Origin of the sequence: Streptomyces sp. NBC_00012 (genome assembly GCF_045040875.1) — a bacterium.
In the GTDB taxonomy this organism is placed as follows: Bacteria; Actinomycetota; Actinomycetes; order Streptomycetales; family Streptomycetaceae; genus Streptomyces.
Genome location: NZ_CP108309.1, coordinates 859,813 through 885,908, shown reverse-complemented (window position 1 = coordinate 885,908; position 26,096 = coordinate 859,813). Strand labels below are relative to the sequence as shown.

Here is a 26,096-nt window from a genome sequence, read left to right as displayed (position 1 = left end):
AAGGAGTCCGCCCGTGCACCCCGGCCTCGTACTGCTCTCCGCCCGCCTCCTCGACGTCGGCACCGGCGAACTGCTCCCGCAGACCGCCCTTGCCGTCTCCGGCGGCCGGATCTCCGCACTCGACGACGACCGGCGGACCCGCGCCCTCGCCGGACCGGCGGCCACGGTGATCGACCTCAAGGGCGCCGTCGTGACACCCGGCTTCGTCGACGGCCATCTCCACCCCCTCATGGACGCCGAGCTCACCCACGGCCTGGACCTGTCCGGCTGCGCCACCCTGGACGAGGTGCGTCGGGCCCCGGCGCGGGAGGCCGGATCGCTGGCGCCCGGGGCATGGCTGCACGGCTGGGGTCTGGACCCGAACGTCTTCGGTGACCGGCCCGTCGCATCCGCCACCATCGGACCGGTCCTGGACGGCGTCCCGGCCCTCCTCCTGCTCTTCGACGCCCACTCCATGATCGTCAGCCGCCGTGCGCTGGAGCTCGCCGGCGTCGACGGGCCCCGCCGGTTCGAGCAGTCCGCCGAGATCGTGTGCGACGAGGCGGGCCGCCCCACCGGGCTGCTGCTGGAGGACGCCGCCTGTGAACTGGTCGAGCGGGCCGCACCGCCGAGCGCCCCCACCGCCACCCACGCCATCGGCGACGCCGCGGTGCGCCACGTCCTCGACGCGGTGGAGGCGGCCACGAGTGAGGAGTACCGAGGCGTACGGCACCGGATCGAACACATCGAGACCGTTCCGGACGACACCCTGCGCCGGTTCGCGGAGCTCGGCGTCATCGCGTCCATGCAGCCCACCCACTGCTGCGACTTCACCCGCGCCGACCACACCGACAACTGGTCCCGGCGGCTCGGCGAGGAGCGCGCCGCGCACGCCTGGCGCTGCCGCGACCTGTGGGACTCGGGAGCCACCGTTGTACTCGGCTCCGACTGGCCCGTCGCCCCCTACCCTCCGCTCACGGTGATGGCCGGAGCCCGCCACCGCCGCCCCACCCGCGATCTCACCCGGCCCCCGCACAACCCCGGACAGGCGCTCACCGCCCTCGAAGCGCTCCAGGGCATGACCCTCAACCCGGCCATCGCGGCAGGCGCGGAACACGAGTCGGGGCGCCTGGCCATCGGCCACCGCGCGGACCTCACCGTGTTCGCGGAGAACCCGCTCGCCACGCCCGCCACCGATCTGGCCGGCCTTCCCGTCCTGCTCACCGTGGTGGACGGCGACACCACCCACCGCGACGCCGGCCTCTGACGGGGCGACGGGCGAGGCCATTCCGGACAGCCCCGCCCCTCAACCCTCACTCCTGTCCCGCCGTGCCGTTCACTCCCCGGCAGAGGCGCCGAAGACCCGCTGCCCGCCGACATAGGTGGCCTCGACCCGCAGCGAGGCCAGTTCGGCCGGATCCACGGCATGGGGATCGCGGTCGAGCACGATCAGGTCCGCGAGATGGCCGGCCCGCAGAACGCCGGTGTCGTCGAGCCGGTTGACGTATGCGGAGCCCGATGTGTACGCGCGCAGGGCGGTCGTCGGGTCGAGCCGCTGGTGGGGGAGGAACGGCGGCCCGTCCCCGCCGGGAACGATCCGGTTGACCGCGACGTGGATGCCTTCCAGGGGGTCGGCGGAGCTGACGGGCCAGTCGCTGCCGGCGGCCAGCGGCGCGCCGGCGCCGCGCAGGTCGCCGAAGGGGTACTGCCGTGCCGCGAGTCCGTCGCCGAGGAACGGGGTGGTGAGCTCGTCCAGTTGCGGCTCGTGCGCCGCCCACAGCGGCTGGAGGTTGGCCACCGCCTCCAGCCGCGCGAAGCGCGGTACGTCGTCCGGGTGGACGACCTGGAGGTGGGCCAGGTGGTGGCGGTTGCCGCGCGGCCCGTTGGCCGCGCCGCCTCGACCGCGTCGAGCGCCTCGCGGACGGCCCGGTCGCCCAGCGCGTGGAAGTGGACCTGGAAGTCCAGGGCGTCGAGCTCGGTGACGTACCCCCGCAGCGCCTCCGGGTCGACGAAGCTGAGGCCGGAGTTGGCAGTGGCACAGCCGCAGGCGTCCTTGTACGGGGCGGTCATGGCCGCGGTGCGGTTCTCGGCGATGCCGTCCTGCATGATCTTGACGGTGTCGGCGCGGAAGCGGCCCGTGCGCAAGGTCCGGCGGCGTTCGACGAGGTGGGGGATCTGCTCGGCGCCGGCGTCGCGGTCCCACCACAGGGAGCCGTTGACCCGGGCGGTGAGCAGGCCGCGTCCGGCCGCTATGACGTAGGCGGCCGAGACGTCGGGATGTCCGCCGTACTCGCCGAGCAGGGCGTCCTGCCAGGCGGTGATGCCGTACGAGTGCAGCAGCCGCTGGGCCCGCAGCAGCCCGTCGACCAGGTCCTCCACGGTGGGCCGGGGCGCGGCGCGGCCGACGAGTTCGACCGCGCCCTCCTGCAGCATGCCCGACGGCGTGCCGTCGGCCTCGCGTTCGACGCGCCCGTCGGCGGGGTCGGCGGTCGAGCCGGTCACCCCGGCCAGCTCCAGGGCCCGCGTGTTGGCCCAGGCGCCGTGGTGGTCCCGGTTGACCAGCAGTACGGGCCGGTCGGGCACGATCTCGTCGAGCATCTGCCGGGTCGGCAGGCCGCCGGGGAAGCTCTCCATCGACCAGCCGCCGCCGGTGATCCAGGGCCGGTCGGGGTGGGCGGCGGCGTAGTCCGCGATCCGGCGGCGGTACTCGGCCGGGTCCGTGGTCCCGGTCAGGTCGCAGGTTCCCAGCTCCAGGCCGCCGAACACGGCGTGGACATGAGCGTCCTGAAAGCCCGGCAGCAGTGCCCGCCCCGCCAGGTCGACGACCCGGGTGTCCGGACCGATCAGCTCGCGCACCTCCTCACCGCCGACCGCGGTGATCCGCTCACCGGTCACCGCCAGAGCGGTGGCACCGGTGTGCGAGGGGTCCATGGTGATCACGGATCCTGAGGTGAATACGAGATCTGCGTGGCTCATCGGGGGTACTCCTCGAGGTGCTGGTTCATGGCCGGGCACGGGCTTCTCCCTGCCGTCTGCCGGGTCGGCAGGGATGTGCCGCGGCGTGGTGCGGGTGGCGGCAGCGTGACAGGGAGGAGACGATGAAGTCAACGGCGATGACAACGCCGTTGACTCGCGATGGGCGAGGGCGTGGGGTACGAGGGCGCGGCTGACGGCACAATGAGGCCGAGCGGAGCGAGGGGAGTGCGCGGTGGAGTCACATACGGGGAAGCGGCCCGCGGCGGCGAAGGGGAAGCGTGCCGACTCCGGCCGCCCCAGGCCGTCGCTCAGTCCTCGGCTGATCGTCGAGGCGTGCCTCGGACTGATGGATGCCGAGGGCGCCGACGCGCTGACGTTCCGCCGGATCGGCGCCCAGCTGGGCGCCGACCCCACGGCGCTCTACCGGCACTTCCGCAACAAGGACGATCTGCTGCTGGCGGTGGCGGACCATCTGCTGGAGGAGAGCCTCGAGGGGTTCGAGCCCTTCGACGACTGGCGGCAGACGCTGCGCGGGCTGTTCATCCGCATGCACAAGGTCTATCTCTCGCACCCGCGCGCCGCCGTGCTCGCCACGGTCCGCATCACCCGGCGCCCGGCCGAGATGCGGGTGATCGAGCTGACCCTCGGCGCACTGTCCGACGCGGGATTCCCGCCCGAGCAGGCGGTGCGCCACTACCGTGCGCTGGTGGACTTCCTACTGGCCTGGTCGTGCATGGACGCCACCTACTGCACGCTCGACGCGCAGACCCGCCGCGGCGACGAGTCCGCCTGGTCCGGCGAGTACGCGGCGGTCCCCGCCGCCACCCACCCCCATATCGCCGCGGCGGCCCCCTACCTGGCCTCGGTGGACGACGACGCCAACTTCCATTTCGCGCTGGACCTGATGCTGGACGCCATCGCCGCCCGCGCCCCCGCGAGCGACTGAGAGGGGACTGTCGCTCGCCGGGCAGCCCTCAGCCGGCGCGCCGCAGGCCGATGCGGTCGATGGCGCACGTCCCGGGGGACCGGGTGCTGTCGGGGTGCTGCCCGACGTGGGTCAGGCGGAGCGTGTTGGCTCCCGCCCGCACGGGTACCCGGCTGAACTCCGGCTCGGCGTAGGTCATGACCGGGCTGTAGAGGTCGAGCGGCGCTCCGACCGTGGTGCCGTTGACCGACAGCCGGTAGATGCCCCGGGAGTCGTGCCGCTTCACCCGTAGCCGCAGGGTCTGCGGCCCGGCGTCCGGCGACTGGAACTCGCAGGTCAGTGCGGACCCGGGCGTGCCCGGTGTGAACAACAGGCCGCGTCCGGCGCCGCACTGGGGGTCGGCGAAGACCTCGGCGCGGCCGCCCGAGGCGGAGAACGCGAGCTCCTCCGCCTCCGCCACCAGGTCCAGCGGGCGCGGCGTCCAGCTGCCGCGCGAATCGCAGAGCACCACGCGGGTGCGGTCGGTGGCGGCCTCCGTGTCGGTGAAGGCGACCATCCGGCCGTCGGGCGAGAAGGCCGGATGCGGGTGGCCGGGATGGGCGGAGCCCCAGCCCACCAGGGCGAGCGTGCGCGGTGGGTGTACGCCGGTAAGGTCGACGAGCGCCACCGAACCCACCTGCCCGAATGCCGATCCGTTGCGGCCGTTGGTATCGGTCACCGCCCAGTGGCCGTCCGCGGTGAGGTCGCAGTGGTTGTACGCGCCGTTCGTGCCCGAGGGACCCGGCGCCAGCAGCCGGTCAGGCCGGTCGTCCGGGTGAACCATCCACAGCCCCGACGCACTGCCGCCGATGCTCACGGCGAGGCAGCCGGTGTCGGCACCGGACTTCCACACGTTGTGAGTCCCGACCGGTACACCCGCGGCGGCCTGGTCCCAGATGAGCTTGCCGTGCGGCGCGTGGACCGGATGCAGCGCCCAGGCGAGGATGTTGCCGCCGAGTGAATAGCCGATCCATTCGGGATCGTGGGCGCTGTACTGGAAGTGGGTCGCGAAGACGCCCCCGGAGAAGACCTCTCGGACCCGGCCGCCCGTGAGCTCGATCTCCACCGCTGTGGTCGGTCCGGCGGTGATCGGTGCCGGGTAGTGGCTGCACAGCACCCGGTCGCCCGCCGGATGCAGATTGACGACGACACTGAGGTCGCGGCCCGGCGGCGGTGAGTAGAGCTTCACGGGCGAGGGATCGGCCAGGTCGATCAGCCAGACCGCGTTCTCGGCACAGGTGACGAGGCGTCCGGAGTGGATGTTCCACCAGACGAAAGGATTCCGGTCGCTCGCCGGGGTGGCGAACCGGGCCAGGAACCGCTCCTTGCCTGAGCGCAGATTCACCTCCCACAGGCTCGTGGCCCCGGTCTCCCGCTGACCGAGCACGATGCGGTCGGCATCGACGAAGCCGTTGTGGGTCGGGTACGTGAAGTAGCGCCGCTGGTCGAACGTACTGAGGTGGCGCAGCTCGAACGGGTCCGGGGCGGCAGCGCCGGCCGCCCGGCCCGTACCTGCGGTCCCGGCGGTGAACCCTGCGGCCATCACTGCCAGCCCGGCCATGCGGCCGAACCCTCTGCGGGTGATCTCACTCATGGTGTCCTCACTCATGCGTGCTCACGGTGGATGGCGCTCAGCTTCGAACCCGCCGAGGGAGGAAGTCAAGGTACTAATACGAATTAGTAGGTGCCGTGAGGGGGCGTGAGGGGCAGAGGGGGGGCGGGTCCGCTGACGCGCTGACAGGGGAACCGTCACGGCCGCGCCCCCGCCACCACTCCGCCCACCAGGAACGCCCGCTGCCGCAAGGTGCCCTCCGCCGGGGCTGCGCGATGCTCGTCCACCATGGTCGCGACCGGCGGCGGCAGCCACCCGGGCCCCCGGCCGCTGCCCGGGACTCTTCGCCAGGCACGCCGCCACCCGAGCGGCACCGTGCCCCGGGCCGTCAGGGCTCGATCTCCAGCACCTCGGCCACGGGGCGGCGAGGCGTGGACAGCCCCTCGGACCCGTAGCCGAGGCGAACGATCATCTGCGGATGCCCCGTGCCGAGGGCCGGGTCGCGCAGCAGACGCCGGAGTTCCGGCCATTCCAGGGGCTGCGTCGCGAACGAGGCGACGAGCCCGTGCGCCACGGCGGTGAGCAGTACGCGCTCCAAGGCCTGACCGGCACGCAGCCAGTCCGCCGGACGGTCGCGCACGGTACGGAGCAGGGCGAGCTGAGGCCGGTCCTCGAACACGGCGCGCTCCCGCCCCGGGCTGACATCCGCGCCGGCGAAATCCCGGTTGATCGCTCTGCCCGACGCGTCGGTGGGGCCGAAGGCATAGTCCGGGATGCCGTCGACCGGTGCCTCCGCCTCGGTGTCCCGGGTCCAGTAGCGCCGCTCCGCCTCCCCGGCCGGATCACGCAGGTCGAACCGCTCGGCGTCCCGGATCAGCACGAGCACACCCTCCAGGTGTTCCGGCGGCAGAAAAGCCAACTCGCTCCCCTCGACGCGGGCCGCGTCGACGAGGTGCGCGCGGACGTCGTCGGGGACGACCCGGTCGTAGAACGGACAGCGACTGGTGTGACGGGCCCGGATCGCGGGATGCAGAGCGGCGAGGGCCGCATCGGCCTGCTTCGCGGGTACGCCGGAGGGCCCGGCCAGGTGGACGGCCGCCGCGACAGCCGGATCGGTGGGGAGCGGAAGCAGAGAGGTCACCGTGTCGAGGCCCCGGTGCGACGCCGACACCCGCAGATTCAGCAGCGCCGAGCCGCACCCCACATGCAGGGCGCGCGTGGAGGGGTCGGCCTCCGGCATCTCCCGGTCGAACTCCGCCCGGAGCGTGAGCGTCCGGGCGGCGCGCCGGTACCGGAACCGCCAGGGCTGGGCATTGTGCATCGACGGGGCGGCAGTGGCATCGGCGACCAGTTCCTCGATCGTCTCGTCGTCGAGCGGCTGTGCGGGCATGCGGCACCTCCAGCAGCGCACGGTGCCCTTTCACCGTCCCACGTGCGGCGGGCCCGGCGCGAGAGGCCCACCGCACGCGGGAGGCCACATGCCGCGCAGCGCAATGTTCGAAAAGCGCCGGACGCAGGCGGGGCGGAGGAAGGGACCGGCGGCCCTGCCCCTCTCGCTCGCCCCCGCCCGGCCGGGCCGGGTCAGGCGGTGCGGTCGATGAGGTAAGGGAAGAGCGCGAGGATCTCGCCGAGGGCAGCCGGAGCGAGCGGGACGGACTCCAGACTGCGACGAGCGTCGTCCAGCTGCCGATGGGCTTCGGCCAGGGTGGCGGCGCGTCCGCCCGCCTCCTCGACGAGTTCGGCTGCTCGCCGGGCGTCGGAGTCGTCGAGCGGGCTTCCGGTGCCCAGCAGCAGTGCGAGCCGGCGGGCGGCGGGATGGTCCGCGGCCAGGGCCGAGAGGACGGGGTACGTCTTCTTCAGCCGGCGCAGATCGCTGTGCACGGGCTTGCCCGTGACCTCGGGATCTCCCCATGTCCCCAGGAGATCGTCCACCGCCTGGAACGCCACCCCGAGATGCCGGCCCGCCCGGGCGAGGGCGTCCACGGTCGGGGCCGGGGCGCCCGCGAGCACGGCGCCCAGACCTGCCGCGCAGCCGAGCAGCGCACCCGTCTTGTTCTCGGCCATCCACCGGTACTCGTGCGGCTGCACCGCCTCGGGTCCCTGCCAGGGCCGGGACTCGAAGAGCAGGTCGTCCGCCTGACCGCGCACCAGCTCGGTCAGTGTCCCGGCGAGATGCCGGACCCCCGCCGCACTGTGCCCTCCCGGCGCATCGGCCAGGGTCTGCACGGCCAGTGCGAAGAGGGCGTCGCCCGCGAGGATCGCCGGGCCGGTTCCGTACGCCTTCCACACGGTGGCGCGCCGTCTGCGGGTCTCGTCGCCGTCCATGATGTCGTCGTGCAGGAGCGAGAAGACATGGATCAGCTCTACGGCGACCGCGCCGACGACCGCTTCCTGTGCCGGTGCGCCGGCGGCCTCGGCGCTGAGCAGTGCCAGGGCCTGGCGGATCCCCTTGCCCTGTGAGCCCGGGGCGGGGCTGCCGTCCGCCGTGTCCCAGCCGAGCGAGAACGCGGCCATTTCCGCGTGCCACGGATGCAGGCGCATCACGGCCTGTGCGAGCGCCGGGCGCACCTGCTCGCGGCAGCGGGCGAGCACCTCGGGCGGGGCGGCCTGCCGGGTTGCGGGCGGTGGTGTCATCGTCGCCCGCTCTCCTCGTCCGTGCCGCCGTCGACGGGTGCCACGCCGAGCTCGGCGTACGCCTTGTCCACCATGTCCCTGGCGTTGAGCAGGCCGATCCGGCTGAGGGTGCGGCGCAACTCGTGCAGATCCGCCGCCGTGTCATCCCGGTTGCGGCCGAGCCGGGCCAGCGACTTGACGAGCCCGAGCCGGGCCAGCGCCTCGCCCCGGGGCTCGGTCATGGCACGGAACTCCGAGAGTGCTTCCTCGTACATCGCGCGCGCTTCCTCGTACCGTCCGGCGCGGAAGAGGACGTTGGCGCGCATCTTGTGGTTGTAGGCGAGTGCGCTGGACAGATTCATGGCACGGCAGGTGAGTTCGGCCTCCGCGAGCAGGGCCAGGGCACGCTCCGGATCGCCGTCCCGCAAGGAGATGATGTCGGCCATGCCGCGCAGGGCCCACGCCCGGCCGCGCCGGTCGTCCGCGTTGCCGGCAAGCTCGGCCGCCTCCTCGAACATGGCCAGAGCGGTGTCGAGCGAGCCCGTGTTGCGGTGGATCTGCGCGATGCCCTCCAGGGCCCACACGGTGTGACGCGCCTCGCCACGCGCGCGTGCCTCGGCGAGCAACTGCTCGTGCAGCGCGGCAACAGTGCGGTAGTCGCCCTGGATCCGGCCCGTCTCCGCGAGGCCGGCGAGGGAATAGCCGCGGGCGACTATGTCCCCGCCGCGCTTTCCCATGTCGGCGGCGAGCCCCAACAGCCGGAAGGCGAGCCTGAGTCGACCGCGCTGCCGGGCCAGGGTCCCGCCGCTCCAGAGCGCCCAGGCCATCGCCCCGAGGTTGCCGGCCGAGCGGGCGGACCGGTAGCTGGCCTTCCAGGCCCGATCGGCCTCCTCGACGTTGCCGAGCCGGCGGTGCGCCTCGGCGACGGCGAGTCCGCACCGGGCCACCTCCTCCTGCGAGCCGGACAGTTCGGCCTCCCTCAAGTGGCGTACTCCTTCTGCCAGTACGTCCGTGAGAGAGGAGTTCACCGACATCTTGGTGAGGGCGCCTTGGTACTCGGGCGCCAGTGCCTTGCTGTGCATGGGAGCCTTTCGCGCGCGGCGGGATCGGGACGGCAGACGACTATGCATGCAATGTATACATTCAGTGCATAGTTGCCTGGTCGGCGAACCCGGGTGCTCGTGAGGGGGTCGGTCTGGACTTTCGGGCGTGGCTGCTGCTCGTGGCGAACCGCCTTGTTGTGGATCAAGACGACGGTCGTGCGTCCGAGGTTGCTCCGCGTTCAACGGAAGTCGACATCGCCGCTACGGCCAGGCCTCGGTTCCGTGTCCGGTACGTGGCCTTCGGGTCGGAACTGCCCTGCGTTGCCGACTCCACCCGCAATTGGGCAACGAGTGTTAGCGGTTACTGTCGCGGCTATATGCCTTGGCCATAGTAGAAGACAGAAACATTTGAGTGACTCTTGCGCCCTATGGCAATCGCTTACTGGCGCGCAGCCCCCACGATCCTCCGATTCCGTGGACCACTTCAACGAGGTGAGCGTCGTGCCCAGCGGGGTGGGGGCCTACGCCTGGCACGGATACAACGGCTTCCCGCGCGCCTACATGGACCGGTTGTGCACGGTGGCGGGTCTCGCCACGCGCGGCTGGGGGCTGCACCACGAGCTCGGCCACCTTCACCGGCAAGGCGCCTGCCAGGCGGACCGGTTGACCGAGGTCACCGTCAACATCTACTCACTGGCCGCGCAGCGCACCCTCGGTCAGCCCTCCAACCTGCTGACCGTCGACCCGAAGACCGGGCTGAACCACTTCCAGACCGCGCTGCCGAAGCTCGGTATCCAGCGGGATCAGCTACGAGAAGACCTTCGGCGCTTACGAAAAGCTCGTCCCGCTCCGGCAGTTGGAGCTCGCCTTCGGTGAGGACTTCTGGCCGAAGCTGCACCGGCTCGTACGCAGTGAGCATCAGCACGACGCCCCGGTCGACGACTACACGCACGACCCCGTCGTCAATGCCCGTCAGTACCTGGCCCTGGCGAGTTGTGCCGGCCGCACCGCCGGATACGACCTCACCGACTTCTTCGTCCACAGGTGGGCTCTCCCGATCGACTCCGCGGGCGTCGCCGCACTGCGGCTGCCGAAGCCGCCCGTGGATCCCAGCACTCTCACCGACTGACCGGGGCCCTGCGACCTGCGCGGGCCGCAGGGCGCAGGGCCGGAAAGGCCCTGTCGCCGTGCACGGCGGAAGACCGAATCGCCGCGTACGGCATCAGTCCCAGCAGACCAAGGAGATGACATGAGCACGTATTTGAATCCAGAACCACGCCTGGCCCGGTCCCCTCCTTGTGAAGCGCCACCGGCGCCCACTGGCTAAGCTCGACGAGGGGCCCGGAACGGGACGGAGGCTCCCATGACGACTCTCGAACCACGCGATGTCCCCCCTCGCCTCGCCATCGGCGCGTTCATCCTGAACTCCGGCCTGGGCAAGCTGAAGGCCGACGCGGAGACGGCCCAGGGTGTGCATGGCATGGCCTGTGTCGCCTATCCGTTCCTGAAGAAGATCGAGCCGGAGCGGTTCACCCGGCTGCTCGCCTGGTCGGAGATCGCGGTCGGTGGAACGCTGCTGGCCCCCTGCGTGCCGACCAGGCTGGCCGGGCTGGCGCTGACGGGGTTCTCCGGAGGGCTGATCGGTCTGTACCTCCGGGTACCCGGGATGCGGGAACCCGGAAGCCTTCGCCCCACCCAGAACGGCATCCCGATGGCCAAGGACTTCTGGATGCTGGGCATCGGTCTCGGCTTCCTGGGCGCCCATGCCCGCCGGTCGCGCACGGCCGCGTCCGGATGCCCGTGGCGCCGGTCCCGAGGCTGACACAGACCGGTCGGGAACCGTACGGACGACGACCCGGCTCCGTGTCGGGGGCCCGCACATCCAAGGAGTGATCATGAGCGAGTCGGACGAGCTCCGCAATCGCGTGCAGCAGATGCGAGCCAAGGCGAAGGACCTGAAGAACGAGGCCGAGCGCGCCACCGATCCCGAGGAACGCCGGCGCCTGAAGGAGAAGGCCCGCCGGATCGAATCGGAGAGTGAGCAGATCAGCGGAATGGCGAGTGGGGACATCTACCCCATGAAGTGAGGCCGCGAGGACCCGTGCGGCCGGGAGGACCGGCACGGCTCCGGGAAAGCCCGGCATCGTTCCCCCGGCTCCCGCACCCGTGCGGGAGCCGGGGGAATGCGCGCGCGCCCCGGACGTTGAACAACGGTGTGAGCTCAGTGATCGCATCCACCCGGTTTTCCGTGCTCGACCGTTCCCGCATCCGTGCGGGGCACGACGGTCCGCAGGCGCTGCGCGACACGGTGCGCCTCGCCGAGGAGGCCGAGGCGCTTGGCTACCACCGCTTCTGGGTGTCCGAGCACCACAGTGTGCCGGGCGTCGCCGGCTCGGCACCGACCGTGCTGGCCGCGGCTGTCGCGGCAGTCACCTCCACCATCAGGGTCGGCACCGGCGGCGTCATGCTGCCCAACCACCAACCGCTGCTGGTGGCCGAGCAGTTCGGTGTGCTGGAGTCCCTGTTCCCCAGCCGGATCGACATGGGTATCGGCCGCTCGGTGGGCTTCACCGACGGCATCCGCAGGGCACTGGGACGGGACAAGTCGACTGCCGAGGACTTCGCCGGGCAGCTCACCGAACTGCTCGGCTGGCTGGACGGCACACAGCGGTCCCACCCGCAGGTCCATGCTCTCCCCGCCGAGGGATTGCGCATTCCGCCGTTCCTGCTGGCCACCGGCGAGGGCGCGGGCATCGCGGCCGCTGCGGGGCTGCCACTGGTGGTCGGCGACCTCAGGGGCCGGGAGAAGCTGCTGCGCGCCGTCGATCGCTACCGCCGTGAATTCCGCCCCTCCTCCTGGACCGCCGAGCCCTATGTCGTGGTGGCCGGGACCGTCGCCCTTGCCGGGAGCAGGGAGGAGGCCCGCCGCCTCCTGATCCCGGAAGCGTGGTCGATGGCCCATTCCCGGACCCATGGCGTCTTCCCGCCGCTCGCCCCCGCCGAGCAGGTCGAGGCACGAACCATGACGGAGAAGGAGCGGGGCTTCTACGAGAGCGGGCTGCGCGGCCACCTCCACGGCACGGAGGACGAGGTCGCCACGGAGCTCGAAACGGCCATCGAGGAGACCGGCGCCGCCGAGGTGCTCATCACCACCAGTACGTACGACCGTGCGGCGCTGGTCGACTCGCTGCGTCGCCTGGCCCGCATCGCACAGCTGACCCCGCACCCGGTGGGGCCCGGCGCGAGCCGTTGACCGGGCCGCGTCCGGGCCTCCGTCACGCGGGGCTCCAGCCGGACTCCGGCCACGTGTACTCGTCGAAGCCGTCCGGGATCTTCCCGCACGGGGCGTAGACCTGCACGGCGAGTATTCCGGAGGACCCGTACCAGTCCACGTCGATCATGTACTCGGAGTCCGGGTGCTCGAACCTGAAGCCCAGACCGGAGACGTTCTCGCTGGTGAGCTTCCAGCCCGCCTGCTCCAGCCGGCGGCGTACGCGTTCCTGACCGGCACGGGCCGCCTCCCTCGTGACGCCGGGCACCCGCCATCCGAGCTCGAAGCTCCGTACGTCGGGGCGGCCACGATCGAAATGGGCGAGGTAGCGCAGCCCGCGGTAGTAGCAGGTCCCGGTCTCCACCCGGTTGTTGGCCGGCTCGGGCTGACCGGGCACGGCCAACTCGTCGTGGACCCGCTGCGCCTCCTGCTTCAGCCGGACAGCGACCCGGTTCGGATCGGTCGCCGGATACGGTGCTCCGTTCCACACCCGGTATCCGGCCCAGCCCATCGCTACGACGAGCAGGAACCCCAGGAACAACAGAGTCGAGAGAAGCGGGCGCCTTTTCAGCATGTGCCGACCTCCGGACCGGCCGTGGTGACGGCCGGCCGGGGAGCGTACGACATCGACGCGGGGCGGAATCGGAAGAAGCAAGCGGCAGGATGAACGTAACTCATGGTGCGGACGCTAGAAGACGGGCGACGGCCCGTGCGTCGGGGCGGCTACTCAGGCCAGGCCTGAGTAGCCGAGCGGCCCGCATGCTTCGGAGCGGACCGGTCGTAGCGACGGCGGTTCACCCTGCCGTAGGCCGTGGCCGGGCCAACAGGGCGGTGGCGATGGCGATCTGGGCCGGTTCCAGGGCGGCCCTGCCGTCCTCGATGTCCCACAGAGCGTTCTGCAGGACGCGCCCCAGCGTCCAGCCGATCGCCCGTTGCCGGTCCAGGCCGAGTACCTCGGTCAGCAGGTCGAAGCGGCGGAGCACCGCGCGGGGCACATCTCCGGTCGCCACGACCTCGCCCCAGCGGTTGTGCATCGCCGGCATCAGGTCGAAGCCGGGGTCGCCGGCCAGCGGTTCCGGATCGATGGCCAGCCACGGTTCCCGGTGTCCGGCGAGGACGTTGTCGTAGTGCAGGTCCCAGTGCAGCAGGCGGTCGCCCGGTTCGCCGATGAGTTCGGCCACCGCCGACGCGCAGGTGCGCACCAGTCGCCGCTCGGCCGGGTCGTGCAGCTTCGGCACGCTGCGCGGCACCTCGTCGAGCATGGCCGCCGCGATGTCGGCCAGCCGCCGAAAGCCCGGTGGCGCGGGCACCGCGACCAGACGAGCCAGCAGTTCGGCGAGGATCTGCACCGCGGCCGTCCCGTCGGTCACCGCCGACAGCGGCCGCGCGGTGTCCAGCCGTTCGAGCAGCATGGTGCCGGTGTCCGGGTCGTGGTCGAGCAGGTGCACCACTCCGTTGCCGTTCCATACCCGCAGGCCCGGCGCGGCGTCGATGTTCTCCTCGGTGGCCTCCTGGAGCTTCAGCACCGCGGGTGTGCCGTCCGCGCGGGTCACCGGCAGCACCAGCGAGGCCATGCCGTGTGCCGATGGGCCGTCGAGCCGCAGGCTCCAGCGGTCCAGGAAGTCCTCGGCCAGCCCGGGGAGCGCGGCGAGCCAGGCGCGGGCGGACATACCGCCGTTCGCGCCGTAGGACGCGGCGAACGCGTCGGGGACGTCGATGGGGCGTGAGGCGCTCATGTGTATCTCCTTCGTCGGATCCGGAATCGGTCGGGTACGTACGAGGGAGGTCACGGTGGTGCCCGGATCGCGGGCAGGCGTCAAAGCATGCTGCCACCTTAAGCGCGCGCCGCGGTGGTGCGTGAGGCCGCCGCCGGTGACCGGGGCGGGCGAGGTGCGCGGCGCGTGTCGGTGGCGAGGGAGGGGCCCGGCAGCGGCGATGGTGAGGGCATGAACAGTGCTGACCTTTTGACCGACGCGTTCAGCCGCGTCCGGGAGACGGTGCACTCGGCGGTCGAGGGCCTTTCGCGCGCAGACCTCCATGCCCGTCCCGACGACGGAGCGAACTCCATCGGCTGGCTCGTGTGGCATCTGACCAGGATCCAGGACGACCACGTCTCGGACGCGGCCGGTGTCGAGCAGGTCTGGTTCTCCGAGGACTGGGCCTCCCGTTTCGATCTGCCCTTCGCGAAGGAGTCCACCGGGTACGGACACAGCAGCGCGGATGTCGCGGCCGTGCGTGTGGGCTCGGCGGAACTGCTGCTGGGCTACCACGACGCGGTCCAGGAACAGACCCTCGGATTCGTGAGCGGGCTCGACGACAAGGCCCTGGACCGCATCGTCGACGAGGCGTGGTCGCCGCCGGTCACCCTCGGGGTGCGCCTGATCAGCGTCATCTCGGACGATCTGCAGCACGCGGGTCAGGCCGCGTTCGTCCGGGGTGCGCTGGAGCGTCGGTAGGGCGGTGGACCGGGGCCGCCGCAGCGCCCGCCCCGGCCGGACCGGACGGGCCCGCTGACGCCCCTCACGGCCCGGCAGACAGGCGGCGGTCCCGGTTCCCCGCCCCACGGTGACGATCAGCGACCGGCCCGCCGAAGCGGCTGATGTGTCCAGGAGCTGCGGCCGATACGGCCAGGAGTTCTGACCGTGCGAGGGGATTTCGCGCGGTTTCCTTGGCCCCGGACCGAGCCCGGCAGATCCAAACGAGAGGCCCTAGTTCTGGTGCCAGACCAGCGTGTAGCGCCAGAACAGCCGCCGGCGCAGCCGTGCGCCGGGCAGCGCCTGGCGGGCGTCGCGAACGATGTCCGCGAAGGTCATGGTCGCCGGTCGGGTCGGGGCGGTCATTGAGGCCGGTCGCGGCGCCTCGCGGCCCTTGTTCTTGATCCAGGCCATGGCGATGTTCGACGCAATGGCGATGGCGTCGATCAGGTAGTCGCTCCGGGACTGCGGGCGGTAGAGGCCGACGACCACCAGAGTTCCGCCGGGCGCCAGGTGCTGTCGGAAGCGGGTGAGGGCGTCGCTCAAGGGCATGTGGTGGATGGTGGCGACACATGTGATGACTTCGTAGGGGCCAGGCGGTACCTCCTCCAACGCGTCTCCGACAGCGAAGGTCACCGGGGCTGCCGGGTCGGTGAGCTCCCGCGCGCGAGCGACGATGGCGGGATCCACGTCGATACCGTGGACTGCTCCGGCCCGTGAGGCCAGGAGCCTGGCGAGGTCACCGCTGCCTGATCCGACGTCCAGGGCACTGCTGAAACGTCCGGGGAGGCGGCGCCGGATCCATCGGTGGTAATGGGCGTTGTGATCCCAGGGGTGGGTGGCATGGAACTGCTCAAGTGCTCGCATGATGTGGGTCAGCGGTGCCGTCATGACACGAGTCCATCAGTGCCCCGGTCGCCTGCGAAGCCGAAGCCGAAGCCGAAGCCGGGGAGGCCGGGAGAGCGGGGCCCGGCGTCAGCTCCGGAAATTCGGATGAGGGCCCCACCGGCGCGGTGATGGGATGGTCCGATGCGAAGCGACGCAGAGGTATCGGTGGATCGAGGGCGGTACCCGGACGCGGTGACGCCCTGGGAACGGAGGGCATGGCGGGAGGACGCCCTCGACTGGGCGGAGCGCGGGCTCGCCGCGCATGGGCTGCGGGAGACCGGGCCACGGAAGGTGAGGCTCCGGCCGTGGTCCGTGCTCGTGCGGCTGTCCGTGGCGGAAGGCGACGCCGTGTGGTTCAAGGCCAACCCGCCCGCCAGCGCCTTCGAAGCGGGGCTGACTCAGGCACTGGCCCGCTGGGTGCCGGGGTACGTGCTACATCCGCTCGCCGTCGACGCGGGCCGGGGCCGGTCGCTGCTCCCGGACGGCGGCACGCTCTTCCACGACGCACTCGACTCGGCGGCCCGGACCGCGGTCGATCCGCGCGCCTGGGAGGAACCGCTGCGGCAGTACGCCGCGATGCAGCACGCGCTTCTTCCGCACACCGAGGAGATCGAGCGGCTCGGCGTTCCCGGCGCCCGCACGGCCGCGCTTCCGGAGACCTTCGACCGGGTCGTCGACACGAACACCGCACTGGAGCCCGCCGACCGCAGGGCCCTGGGCGAGTTGCGGCCCCGGCTCGTGGGGTGGTGCGAGGAGCTCGCGGGCGTGGGGATCGCCGACACGCTGGACCACTCCGACCTGCACGACGGTCAGCTCTTCGCGCCTGAGCCGGGCCGATTCACCTTCTTCGACTGGGGGGACGCGGCCGTCACGCACCCCTTCTGCAGCTTTCTCGTCCCCGCGCTCGCGGCCCGGGAGCGCTTCGGGCCCGAGGCACTGCCCCGGCTGCGCGACGCCTACCTGGAACAGTGGACGGGCGACGGCCGCACGAAGTCCGAACTGCGGCGAGCACTGAGTCTGGCCTGGCGGCTCGGGGCGATCGGCCGCGCCCGCTCCTGGGGACGGCTCTTCCCCGGCGCGTACGAAGCTGTCGGCGGGACCGGCGACGCGCAGAGCGCCCGCTGGCTGCGGGAACTCTTCACCGAGCCACCGCTGTAGCGGCGCAGCCGAGCTGGCGGGACGGGCGGGCGGTGCGCCGCGTCGGAAGCCGGGAAACTACGCTGCTCCGATGCGACGTACGACGCCTCCTCGCCCGGTCAGCATCACCCAGGAGTTCCCGGAGCTCGCTCCGCTGGCACGCACGGCGGTACGGCTGCACCCGCGCCCGGGGGAGCCGGCCGCCGGGGACAGTTCCGTCGGCGGACCGTTGCTGTGGCCGCGCGACGAACCGTGGCCCACCTGCCCCGAGCACACGGGTCCGTGGCACCACGGCTTCGTACCCGACGAGGTGCGGGACTGCCGCCGCGTCCTGACCGCGGCCTGGGCGCGGGCGGAGGGAAACCGCCTGATGCTCACCCCGCAGGAGCAGGAGGTGGTGGACCGGGTCGGCTACTGCGGTCGGCGCATCCCGCAGAGCGGGCCGGTTCCCCTCCTGGCGGTCGCCCAGGTGTACGCACGTGACCTCCCGGCCGCCGAAGGCACAGGCCTGTGGCCGGGCCCGGAAGGGACCGATCTGCTCCAGGTGCTGTGGTGTCCCTTCGAGCACGGCGACGACTGCATCCCGCAGGTCCGCCTCGTGTGGCGCGGGGCCGCGGAAGTCGGCACGCCGCTGTCCAAGCCTCCCGAGTCGTCGGTGATCGAGGACGGGAACTACCTGCCCAATCCCTGTGTCCTGCACCCCGAACCGGTCACCGAGTACCCGGCACCGCACGAACTGGACGAGGAACTGGCCGAACGCGTCAGGGCCTGGGAGGAGCCGCGCGACTACCTGTACCAGGACGCCCTGTCCGTGGCACCGGGATGGAAGATCGGCGGCTGGGGCAACTGGAGCTTCTGTGATCCGTGGCCCATGGAATGCCCGGACTGCGGAGGTGCCGTCCGTCCCCTGCTGACCGTCGACAGCGGCGAATGGGACAACGAGCGGAACTGGCTGCCCGTCGAGGACGAATCCGCCTGCGCGGCCCCCGAAGTGGTCTACCCGCAGCCGCAGGAGCCCACCCAGATCACCATCGGCCGCGGCTACACCATGCAGGTCTACTCCTGCGAGCGGTCCTTCGGGCACACCCCGCTCCAGGTGATGCAGTAGCCCTACGAGCCGATGCCGAGGCGCTTCGCGATGGCCGGGGGCACCGGATAGCTCCGCTCCGGCGGGAGCAGCCGCTGGGCCTGCGCGCTCCGGCCGCCCTGTCTGAGCGCCGCGATCTTGTGGACCGTGGGTGTGACGTCGGTGAGGTCGACGACCCACTCCTCGGCGAACGTGCGGATCAGACCGCGCCCGATCCCGACCTGGATGCTGTAGTGGTTGAGCGCGGCTCCCCGCAGCGAGCGTTCGGGATCCCACTGGACGTGCACGGGAGCCCGGGCGACAGCCGATGGACCGGACGTCGTCAGGACTGCCTGCGAGAGTGCCTCCTCCCAGCCGGCCCGGGTGATCCGTACCGCGAGGATCCGTTCCTGCCCCGACTTCCGCGCCCAGTTGCTGCGGTGCATGAGCCAGAGGAATGACGGCTTGATCCAGGTCATCCGGTTGAACGAGAACGGTGGGACGAACCGTTCCGCCCGCAGGGCCGGACCGGCGACCGCCGGTGAGTACGCCTGGTAGACGACGATCGTCCGGGCGTCGTGGTCGGCCCTTATCCGGTGCTGAGGGGTCATGCGGCACAGGGTGCCAGGAACGGGATTGCACAGCGATCGGTTTTCCGCTCCTCCGGAATGCGCCTCCCGAATCCGCCCCCGACAGAATCCGCTCACCGAAATCCGCTCTCCGGAATCCGGCCCCCGGGCATCCGTCTTCGTCGCGACGCACCGTCGGGGGGCCGTTTTTTCGTGCGGTGCGACCACTCGGAGCCGATACGACGCTGCCTACTGTTCCCTCACTCGGCGGCGGAGTGCCGCTCCCTCGGAGGTGACCATGGCCAGCACCGCAGGCACGGAGACCGGTTACAGAACGGCCCGCGGGACCAGGACGGCGGCCGCGGTGGTCACGGTGCTCGGACTCATCGGCACCGCGGCCGCCTGCGGAGGCGGTACGTCCGCAGACGGCGCCGGCGGATCGACGGTGACGGTCGCCGTCGCCGGTGACCCCGGCAGCCTCAGCCCCACCACGGCACTGGCCAGCACCGCACTGGCGATGAACTCCTTCGCGTACGACACCCTCGTGCACATCGACGCCGACGGGTCGCCGGTGCCGGGAGTGGCCGAGAAGTGGTCCGCCACGCCCACCTCGGCGAAGTTCACCATCCGCCCCGGCGTCACCTGCGAGGATGGCTCGGCGCTCACCGCCGAGGACGTGGCCGCGGAGTACAACCACATCGCCGATCCGAAGAACCAGTCGCCGATGCTCGGCCTCTCGGTCCCCGTCACCGCCGTGGCCAAGGCCGACAAGGCGGCCCGGACGGTCACCGTCACCACCAGGAAGCCCGCGCCGTTCATCGTGGAGATGGCCCGGCTGCTGCCGCTGCTGTGCGAGGAGAGCCTGGCGAAGCCAGCCGCGCTGACCAGGGCCACCCACGCGAGCGGCCCCTACCGGCTGACCGAGGCGGTTCCGGGCGACCACTACACCTACGCCAAGCGCTACGGATACAGCTGGGGGCCCGGTGGATCCACCGGCGCCGGCCTGCCGGGCAAGGTGGTGTCCCACGAGTCGACCGCGGCCAACCTCCTGATGGCCGGTCAGATAAATGTCGCCCTCGTCAACGGCGCCGACCAGGACCGGCTGGACGCGGCCGAGGTGAAGTACCGGAGCCTGGAGGCACTGTTCGGGCAACTGCTGTTCAACCAGGCGGCGGGCCGCCCGACCGCCGACCTCGCGGTACGCAAGGCCCTGATCTCCGTGCTGGATCTGAAGCAGCTGGGAAACGTCGCCACCGGCGGGAAGGGCAGGCCGGCGACCGGCATCGGCGAGATCGCTCCCACCCCCTGTACCGGCGACACGGTGACGGGCAACCTTCCCGCCCACGACACCGAGCAGGCGGCCGCCGCACTCACCGCGGCCGGCTGGACGAAGAGCGGCGGCACCTGGACCAAGGACGGCAAGCCGCTCACCGTCGGTCTCAACTACGCGACCAACCAGGGTCCGCAGGTCGCCTCGGCGGTCGAACTGGCCGTCCAGCAGTGGACGTCCTTCGGCGTGAGGGCGACGGCGAAGCCCACCGGATCCGGCAGCATCATCAGCACCCTGAGCGGCGGTGACTGGGACATCGCGTGGGCGCCCATCGGAGTCACACTTCCCGACCAGCTCACCCAGTTCTACGACGGTCCGCCACCGCCGAAGGGCAACAACTTCGGGTCCGTCGTCAACCCCGACTACCACCGGCTCATCGCCCGCGCAGCCGCCGAGCCCGGCGCCGCCGGCTGCGCCCTGTGGAACGCGGCCGACGCCGCCCTGGTCAAGCACGTCGACATCGTGCCGATCGTCAGCAAGGCGAACCGGTACTACGCAAAGGGCGTCACCTTCGAGGTGGACGGCAGCGGCATCGTCCCGAGCACCCTGCGCCGGAGCGCCGGCTGATGGCGACGATCACCCTGGACTCCCTCGGCGCGAGGGTCCGCAACCCCTGGGCCGGATTTGTCCTGCGCCGCACCTGGCGGCTGCTGGTGTCGCTCGCGGCCCTGGTCACGGCCGCGTTCGCGATGATCCACCTGATTCCGGGCGATCCGGTCCGGGCGGCTCTCGGTACCACCGCCGACCCGGCCCTGGTCGCGGCCCGCAGGGAGTCGCTGGGCCTGGACCAGTCGTTGCTGAAGCAGTACGGCGACTTCGCCGGCGATCTCCTCCAGGGCAGGCTGGGGGAGTCGATCGGAGCCCAGATGCCGGTGTCCGAGATCATCTCCGGCCGGCTCCCGGCCACCTTGCAGATCGCCGTCCCCGCGTTCGTACTGATCCTGCTGATCGCCGTACCCGTAGGCATGACAGCCGCGGTGCTGACCAAGGACGGCCGCAGGCGGCGCGGCGAACTCGCCTTCACCGGGGTCACCGGATTCCTGGGCGCGATGCCCGAATTCCTGCTGGCCGTGGGCCTGATCGCGGCGTTCGCGGTGGCCTGGCCGCTCTTCCCGGTCGCCTCGCGGGGCGGCGTGGACTCCTACGTACTGCCGGTGCTGGCCCTGACCGTCGTCCCGGCGGCGTCGCTGTCGCGCATCGTCAGGGTCGAGACGCTGCGGGTGCTCGGTGAGGACTACATGCGGACCGCGCGGGCGAAGCGGCTCCCGGCCCGGCTGCTCTATCTGCGGCACGCGCTGCCCAATCTGCTGACCTCCTCGCTCACCCTGGGCGGCCTGCTCTGGCCGGGTCTCGGCCGGCACCCTGAACTTCGACGGGCACGACCTGCGGGCGGACCCGCGGCTCGGCACCGAACTCGCCATGGTCTTCCAGGACCCGATGGCCTCGCTGAACCCGGCCCTGCGGGTGGGCCGCCAGCTCGCCGAGGTGGCCGAGGTGCACCTGGGGGCGAGCCGGGCACGCGCCGCGGCACGCGCCGTCGACCGGCTCGGCGCCGTCCGCATCGCCACGCACGAACGCCGCGCCCGGCAGCGGCCGCACGAGTACTCCGGCGGGATGCGGCAGCGGGCCGTCATCGCGATGGGACTCATGGGGAAGCCGAAACTGATCATCGCCGACGAGCCCACCACGGCGCTCGACGTGGCGGTCCAGCAGCAGGTGCTCGACCTGCTCGCCGAGGTGCGCGGGGAATCCGGCGCGGCGCTTCTGCTGATCTCCCACGACCTCGCCGTCGTCGCCCAGGCCTGCGAACGGGTCCTGGTGATGTACGCGGGTCTGGTCGTCGAGAACCTCCCGGTCACCGAACTGCTCGGCGGCGCCGCCCACCCGTACACCCGGGCCCTGGTCGGGGCGGTCCCGACCATGACCACGGACCCCGGCACGGAACTGGCGACCATCCCCGGCAGGCCGCCGGAACCCGGGGAGACCGGCGCGGGCTGCCCGTTCGCCCAGCGCTGCGAACGAGCCCGGGAACGCTGCCACGGCGAGGCCCCCGAACTGACGGAACTCGGGCCGGGGCGGCAGGTCGCCTGCTGGTACCCGGTCGAGGCGGCAACGGCCGTCGTGGCCACGTCACACACCGCGGAGGCGACGTCATGAGCTCACTCGAACTACGCGGGATCACGGTCCGCTACGGCCGCTTCACCGCCGTGGACAAGATGGACCTGCTGGTGCCGGAGGGCACGGTGACCGGACTGGTGGGCGGCTCCGGGTCGGGGAAATCGACCCTCGGCAAGGCCGTCGTGGGGCTGGCGCCGGCCCGGTCCGGGCAGGTACTGGTCGACGGGAGCGACTTTCCCCGCCGACGCGGGCGCAGCCCCGTGCAGCTGGTGTTCCAGAACCCGTTCGCCTCGCTCGATCCCCGTATGAGCGTCGGCGCGTCCGTGGCCGAAGCGCTGTCAGGCGGGGCGACCGGACGCCGGGCGCCGGCCCGCGAGCGCCGCGCCGCACGCGACGCCGAGGTGGCACGCTGCCTGGAGCTCGTCGGCATGGATCCCGCACGGGCCGCCCTCACCCCGGACGCGCTCTCCGGCGGCCAGCGCCAACGCGTGGCGCTGGCCAGGGCCCTGGCCGCCCGGCCCGCCGTGCTGATCGCGGACGAGATCACCTCGGCCCTCGACGTCTCGGTCCAGGGCGCGGTGCTCAACCTGCTCCGCCGGCTCCAGCGCGAACTGGGCTTCGCGATGCTCTTCATCTCCCACAACCTCGCGGTCGTCCGCCATATCTGCGACCAGGTCGCCGTGATGGACGGCGGACACCTGGTGGAGTGCGGCCCCACCGAACGGGTGCTGGACAGCCCGGAGCACCCGACCACCCGGAACCTGATCTCCTGCGTACCCGACCTTGCCCTCGCCGAGGAGGCGTCATGACCCGACCGCTGACGATCGACGATCTGTACCGGTTCGAGATCCCCGGCGATCCCGCACTGTCCCCCGACGGCGAACGTGTCGCGTACACCCTGACCACGCAGGACGCCGGGAACGACCGGGTGATCCGTTCGATCTGGGAGGTACGCGGCGGAGGCGGCCCCGCCCGGCGCCTCACCCGCGGCCCGGCGGACACCGCGCCGCGCTGGTCCCCGGACGGGGCGTGGCTGGCCTTCCTGCGCGACGGGCAGCTCCACCTGCTGTCCGCCGACGGGGGAGAGGCCGTGGCGCTCACCACGTCCGCCGACCGCCCGGCCGGGGCGGGTATCCCGGTCTGGAGCCCGGACGGGTCACGCATCGCCTTCGCGGCCCCCGAGGCACATCGGGCGGACAGCGCACCGGTGGTCATCGACGCCCTCGGCTGGAAGGCGGACGGAGCGGGCCTCATCGGTTCGCTCCGGAGGCAACTGTTCGTGGTGGAGGTGGAATCGGGCGAGTTCGTCCAGCTCACCGAGGGCGACCGGCACGTCGGCTCGCCGAGCTGGTCGCCCGACGGCACCCGGCTCGCCTATCCGGCGCAGACCACCCCGGACGCGGCCGTCTTCGGCCCCTCGGCCGCCCATGTCGTAGGGGTCGGGGAGAACGCGCCCGAGCCCCGCCGGGTCGGGCCCGCCGACGGCCTCGCCGGACCGGTGAGCTGGTTCCCCGACGGGTCCGCGCTGCTCGTCGTCGGCCGCGCCTCGTTCGGCGTCGGCCACTCGGAGCTGCTGCGCCAGCCACTGGACGGCTCCGCGCCGGTGTACCTCAGCGCTGCCCTGGACCGCAACGTCATGGGCGGCGGCCCCGGATACCCGGGTGCGATCCCGCAGTTCCACGGCGACGGCATCGTGTTCTGTGCCCGCGACCGGGGCGCCACCCGCCTGTACCGGGTGGACGCGGCAGGCATCAGCGCGTCCCCGCTGCCCGCCGGCACCGGCGTCAGCGGCTGCTCGGTCGCCGCCAAGGCAGGGCGGGCGGCGGTCGTGCTCTGCGACCCGACCCGCTTCGCCGAGGTCGTACTGCTCGACCTGGACGCCTGGTCATCCGGTGAGCGGCCCGCGCGGCTCACCGACCACATGGCCCGGTCGATGCCGGAGATCGCCCTCCACCCGGTCACCGAACGCGAGTTCAGCATCTCGGACGGCACGGTCGTGCACGGCATGATCACCCGCGCCGCGGACACACCCCCGGGCGGCCCGCTGCTGGTCGATGTGCACGGCGGCCCGCACAACGCCTGGGCCCCGCACTCCGACCCGGTCCACCTCTACCACCAGGAGCTGGCCTCGCTGGGCTGGACGATCCTCACGCTGAACGTCCGCGCCAGCGACGGCTACGGCGAGGCGTTCTACACGGCCGCCGTGGGCGCCTGGGGCGAGACGGACGAACAGGACGTCCTGCAACCGGTCGCCGCCCTGGTCGACGAGGGGCTCGTCGACCAGGAACGGATCGCACTCACCGGCTACAGCTACGGCGGCTATCTGACCTGCTGGCTCTCCACCCGCACCGATCTGTTCGCCGCCGTCGTACCGGGCGGCGTCCTGGTCGCTCTGACGAGCATGGCCGGCACCTCCGAGGAAGGCCACCTGATCGCCGACCACGAGATCGGCGACCCGGAACGGATGACGGAACTCTCGCCGCTCAGCCACGCCGACGCCGTACGCGCCCCCACCCTGATCCTGCACGGCGGCGCCGACGACACCTGCCCGGTCGGCCAGGCCGAGCAGTGGTTCCACGCGCTGCGCACCCGTGACGTGCCGGCGCAGCTGGTCGTGTACCCCGGCAGCTCCCATCTCTTCCTCCTGGACGGCCGGCCCTCGCACCGGGAGGACTACTCCCGCAGGCTTGTCGAATGGGTCACCACGCACACCAACCGCTGAACGAAACGGAATCGGAGCACGACATGACCGACACCACCGAGCTGTCAGCCCGCTGGACCACCCGGCTCAGCGAACTCGCCACCCGCCACAACGTCCCCGGCGCGGGTCTGGCCGTCCTGCACCGCGGCGAGATCGTCGCCGAGACCGCCGTCGGCCTGGCCAACACCGAGGCCGGGATCGAGGCGACCACCGACACCCTCTTCCAGATCGGTTCGGTCTCCAAGGTCTGGACCACCACGGTGGCCATGGCCCTGGTCGACGAGGGCCTGCTCGACCTGGACGCACCCATCGTCTCCGCACTCCCCGAACTGCGCCTCGCCAACGAGGAGTTGACCCAGGATCTGACGCTACGGCACCTCCTGACCCACACCAGCGGCATCGACGGCGACCTCTTCACCGACACCGGCCGGGGCGACGACTGCCTGGAGAAGTACGTCGCGCTGCTGGGCGACGTCACCCCCAACCACCCGCTCGGCGCCACCATGTCGTACTGCAACGCGGGCTTCACCCTGCTCGGCCGGGTGCTGGAGGCCGTCACCGGCGTCCAGTGGGACGAGCTGATGCGCGAGCGTCTGTACCGGCCGCTCGGCCTGACGCACACCGCGACCCTGCCGGAGGAGGTGCTGCGCTTCCGCGCCGCCATCGGGCACCTGGGGAGCCCGCCGGCGCAGGCCCCGATGTGGGGGCTGATGCGCTCCGCCGGACCGGCCGGACTGATCTGCTCCACGCCGCGCGAGGTGCTGGAGTTCGCCCGGCTGCACCTCGACAAGGGCGTCACCGGCGACGGGACCAAGCTCCTGTCGGAGGAGTCCGTCGCCGCCATGCAGACCCCGCAGGTCGAGCTCCCCGACCCGCACATCCTGGGCAACGCCTGGGGGCTCGGCTGGTTCCTCGACACCTGGGACGGACAACGGGTGTACGGGCACGACGGCGGCACGATCGGACAGAACGCCTACCTGCGGGTCCTGCCCGAGGCCGAGCTGGCCATCTGCCTGCTCACCAACGGCGGCGACACCTCCAGCCTCTACCGGGACGTGTACGCGGAGATCGTCCGGGAACTGGCCGGGGTGACGATGCGCCCCGCCATCGAGCCCGCGACGGAGCCGGTGGCGGTGGACCCCGCCGACTACGTCGGCGTGTACCAGCGGCTCTCCAGCCGGATGGAGATCGTGGAGCGGGACGGCGGCCTGGTGATGCTGGACCGGATCACCGGACCACTGGCCGAGCTGGCCCCCGACACGGAGAAGGAGTACGAGCTGCACCCCGTCGAACCGGGACTGTTCGTCGTGCGGAGGCCGGGGTTCGGTCTCTGGGTCCCGGTCGTGTTCTACACACTCGACGACGGCACTCCGTACATCCACCACGGTGGCCGGGCCACTCCCAAGGCGGTCTGA

23 protein-coding genes and 2 pseudogenes are annotated in these 26,096 nt (G+C 71.8%); 16 read left to right on the top strand and 9 right to left on the bottom strand.

Annotated features, from left to right (window positions below; genetic code table 11):
- The first annotated feature begins 70 nt into the window (after positions 1–70).
- Positions 71–1,246, top strand: a complete 1,176-nt coding sequence (locus OHA19_RS04275) for an amidohydrolase (protein ID WP_405722050.1) — start codon at positions 71–73, stop codon at positions 1,244–1,246.
- Between the two features lie 69 nt (positions 1,247–1,315).
- On the opposite strand, the pseudogene OHA19_RS04270 reads toward OHA19_RS04275, so the two are convergent.
- Positions 1,316–2,955: pseudogene (locus OHA19_RS04270) on the bottom strand (amidohydrolase).
- Between the two features lie 232 nt (positions 2,956–3,187).
- Here OHA19_RS04270 and OHA19_RS04265 point away from each other — a divergent pair.
- Entirely contained in the window at positions 3,188–3,901 is a 714-nt protein-coding gene (locus OHA19_RS04265; RefSeq protein WP_405719810.1) for a TetR/AcrR family transcriptional regulator, read from the top strand.
- Between the two features lie 28 nt (positions 3,902–3,929).
- Here the strand turns inward: OHA19_RS04265 and OHA19_RS04260 are convergent, their stop codons facing one another.
- From OHA19_RS04260 to OHA19_RS04245, 4 genes are all read right to left on the bottom strand, one after another.
- Positions 3,930–5,528, bottom strand: a complete 1,599-nt coding sequence (locus OHA19_RS04260) for a hypothetical protein (protein ID WP_405719812.1) — start codon at positions 5,526–5,528, stop codon at positions 3,930–3,932.
- Between the two features lie 331 nt (positions 5,529–5,859).
- Positions 5,860–6,861 carry an Acg family FMN-binding oxidoreductase gene (locus OHA19_RS04255; RefSeq protein ID WP_405749433.1) on the bottom strand — a complete coding sequence of 334 codons (1,002 nt, stop codon included), beginning with the start codon at positions 6,859–6,861 and terminating at the stop codon, positions 5,860–5,862.
- Between the two features lie 191 nt (positions 6,862–7,052).
- Positions 7,053–8,105, bottom strand: a complete 1,053-nt coding sequence (locus OHA19_RS04250; RefSeq protein ID WP_405719816.1) for a polyprenyl synthetase family protein — start codon at positions 8,103–8,105, stop codon at positions 7,053–7,055.
- On the bottom strand, positions 8,102–9,166 hold the full coding sequence (locus OHA19_RS04245; RefSeq protein WP_405719818.1) for a tetratricopeptide repeat protein: 1,065 nt from the start codon (positions 9,164–9,166) through the stop codon (positions 8,102–8,104). Before OHA19_RS04245 ends, OHA19_RS04250 begins: the two co-directional genes overlap by 4 nt.
- Before the next feature lie 435 nt (positions 9,167–9,601).
- Here OHA19_RS04245 and OHA19_RS04240 point away from each other — a divergent pair, with 435 nt between their 5' ends.
- From OHA19_RS04240 to OHA19_RS04220, 5 genes are all read left to right on the top strand, one after another.
- Positions 9,602–10,003, top strand: coding sequence for a M60 family metallopeptidase (locus OHA19_RS04240; RefSeq protein WP_405749431.1), 402 nt, complete (start codon positions 9,602–9,604; stop codon positions 10,001–10,003).
- Positions 9,984–10,256, top strand: coding sequence for a hypothetical protein (locus tag OHA19_RS04235; RefSeq protein WP_405719824.1), 273 nt, complete (start codon positions 9,984–9,986; stop codon positions 10,254–10,256). The genes OHA19_RS04240 and OHA19_RS04235 overlap by 20 nt, the downstream gene beginning before the upstream one ends.
- 234 nt (positions 10,257–10,490) lie before the next feature.
- A complete protein-coding gene (locus OHA19_RS04230) occupies positions 10,491–10,949 on the top strand; it encodes a hypothetical protein (RefSeq protein WP_405719826.1) in 459 nt (152 codons plus the stop codon).
- Positions 10,950–11,022: 73 nt separating this feature from the next.
- Entirely contained in the window at positions 11,023–11,214 is a 192-nt protein-coding gene (locus tag OHA19_RS04225) for a DUF6381 family protein (RefSeq protein ID WP_405719828.1), read from the top strand.
- A gap of 128 nt (positions 11,215–11,342) precedes the next feature.
- Positions 11,343–12,380, top strand: a complete 1,038-nt coding sequence (locus tag OHA19_RS04220; protein ID WP_405749429.1) for an MsnO8 family LLM class oxidoreductase — start codon at positions 11,343–11,345, stop codon at positions 12,378–12,380.
- A 22-nt stretch (positions 12,381–12,402) separates the two neighbouring features.
- Here the strand turns inward: OHA19_RS04220 and OHA19_RS04215 are convergent, their stop codons facing one another.
- Together OHA19_RS04215 and OHA19_RS04210 are read right to left on the bottom strand one after the other, a co-directional pair.
- Positions 12,403–12,972, bottom strand: coding sequence for a hypothetical protein (locus OHA19_RS04215; RefSeq protein ID WP_405749427.1), 570 nt, complete (start codon positions 12,970–12,972; stop codon positions 12,403–12,405).
- Positions 12,973–13,192: 220 nt separating this feature from the next.
- Positions 13,193–14,134 carry an aminoglycoside phosphotransferase family protein gene (locus OHA19_RS04210; RefSeq protein ID WP_405719834.1) on the bottom strand — a complete coding sequence of 314 codons (942 nt, stop codon included), beginning with the start codon at positions 14,132–14,134 and terminating at the stop codon, positions 13,193–13,195.
- 210 nt (positions 14,135–14,344) lie between these two features.
- Between OHA19_RS04210 and OHA19_RS04205 the strand changes: the two genes are divergently transcribed.
- A complete protein-coding gene (locus tag OHA19_RS04205) occupies positions 14,345–14,854 on the top strand; it encodes a DUF664 domain-containing protein (RefSeq protein ID WP_405719836.1) in 510 nt (169 codons plus the stop codon).
- A 252-nt stretch (positions 14,855–15,106) separates the two neighbouring features.
- Here the strand turns inward: OHA19_RS04205 and OHA19_RS04200 are convergent, their stop codons facing one another.
- Positions 15,107–15,763: a class I SAM-dependent methyltransferase gene (locus tag OHA19_RS04200; protein ID WP_405719838.1), complete on the bottom strand. Its 657-nt coding sequence runs from the start codon at positions 15,761–15,763 to the stop codon at positions 15,107–15,109.
- 138 nt (positions 15,764–15,901) lie between these two features.
- Between OHA19_RS04200 and OHA19_RS04195 the strand changes: the two genes are divergently transcribed.
- Both OHA19_RS04195 and OHA19_RS04190 read left to right on the top strand, forming a co-directional pair.
- Positions 15,902–16,918: an aminoglycoside phosphotransferase family protein gene (locus OHA19_RS04195; RefSeq protein ID WP_405749425.1), complete on the top strand. Its 1,017-nt coding sequence runs from the start codon at positions 15,902–15,904 to the stop codon at positions 16,916–16,918.
- A 208-nt stretch (positions 16,919–17,126) separates the two neighbouring features.
- Positions 17,127–18,005, top strand: a complete 879-nt coding sequence (locus tag OHA19_RS04190) for a hypothetical protein (RefSeq protein ID WP_405753215.1) — start codon at positions 17,127–17,129, stop codon at positions 18,003–18,005.
- Positions 18,006–18,007: 2 nt separating this feature from the next.
- Here OHA19_RS04190 and OHA19_RS04185 read toward each other — a convergent pair whose 3' ends face one another.
- Positions 18,008–18,574, bottom strand: coding sequence for a DUF4291 domain-containing protein (locus OHA19_RS04185; RefSeq protein WP_405719844.1), 567 nt, complete (start codon positions 18,572–18,574; stop codon positions 18,008–18,010).
- 256 nt (positions 18,575–18,830) lie between these two features.
- Here OHA19_RS04185 and OHA19_RS04180 point away from each other — a divergent pair, with 256 nt between their 5' ends.
- The 6 genes and pseudogenes from OHA19_RS04180 to OHA19_RS04155 all read left to right on the top strand — a co-directional run bounded on the left by OHA19_RS04180 (position 18,831) and on the right by OHA19_RS04155 (position 26,096).
- Positions 18,831–20,429 (top strand): ABC transporter substrate-binding protein, encoded by a 1,599-nt coding sequence (locus OHA19_RS04180; protein ID WP_405749423.1) that lies wholly within the window; start codon positions 18,831–18,833, stop codon positions 20,427–20,429.
- Positions 20,429–21,151, top strand: a pseudogene (locus OHA19_RS04175) (ABC transporter permease); the annotation flags it as partial. The gene OHA19_RS04180 and the pseudogene OHA19_RS04175, both read left to right, overlap by 1 nt.
- Before the next feature lie 73 nt (positions 21,152–21,224).
- Complete coding sequence (locus OHA19_RS04170) at positions 21,225–22,019, top strand: ABC transporter ATP-binding protein (RefSeq protein ID WP_405753213.1); 795 nt, start codon at positions 21,225–21,227, stop codon at positions 22,017–22,019.
- On the top strand, positions 22,016–22,789 hold the full coding sequence (locus OHA19_RS04165) for an ABC transporter ATP-binding protein (RefSeq protein WP_405722056.1): 774 nt from the start codon (positions 22,016–22,018) through the stop codon (positions 22,787–22,789). Before OHA19_RS04170 ends, OHA19_RS04165 begins: the two co-directional genes overlap by 4 nt.
- Positions 22,786–24,702 (top strand): S9 family peptidase, encoded by a 1,917-nt coding sequence (locus OHA19_RS04160; RefSeq protein WP_405749421.1) that lies wholly within the window; start codon positions 22,786–22,788, stop codon positions 24,700–24,702. The genes OHA19_RS04165 and OHA19_RS04160 overlap by 4 nt, the downstream gene beginning before the upstream one ends.
- Positions 24,703–24,725: 23 nt before the next feature.
- A complete protein-coding gene (locus OHA19_RS04155; RefSeq protein ID WP_405749419.1) occupies positions 24,726–26,096 on the top strand; it encodes a serine hydrolase domain-containing protein in 1,371 nt (456 codons plus the stop codon).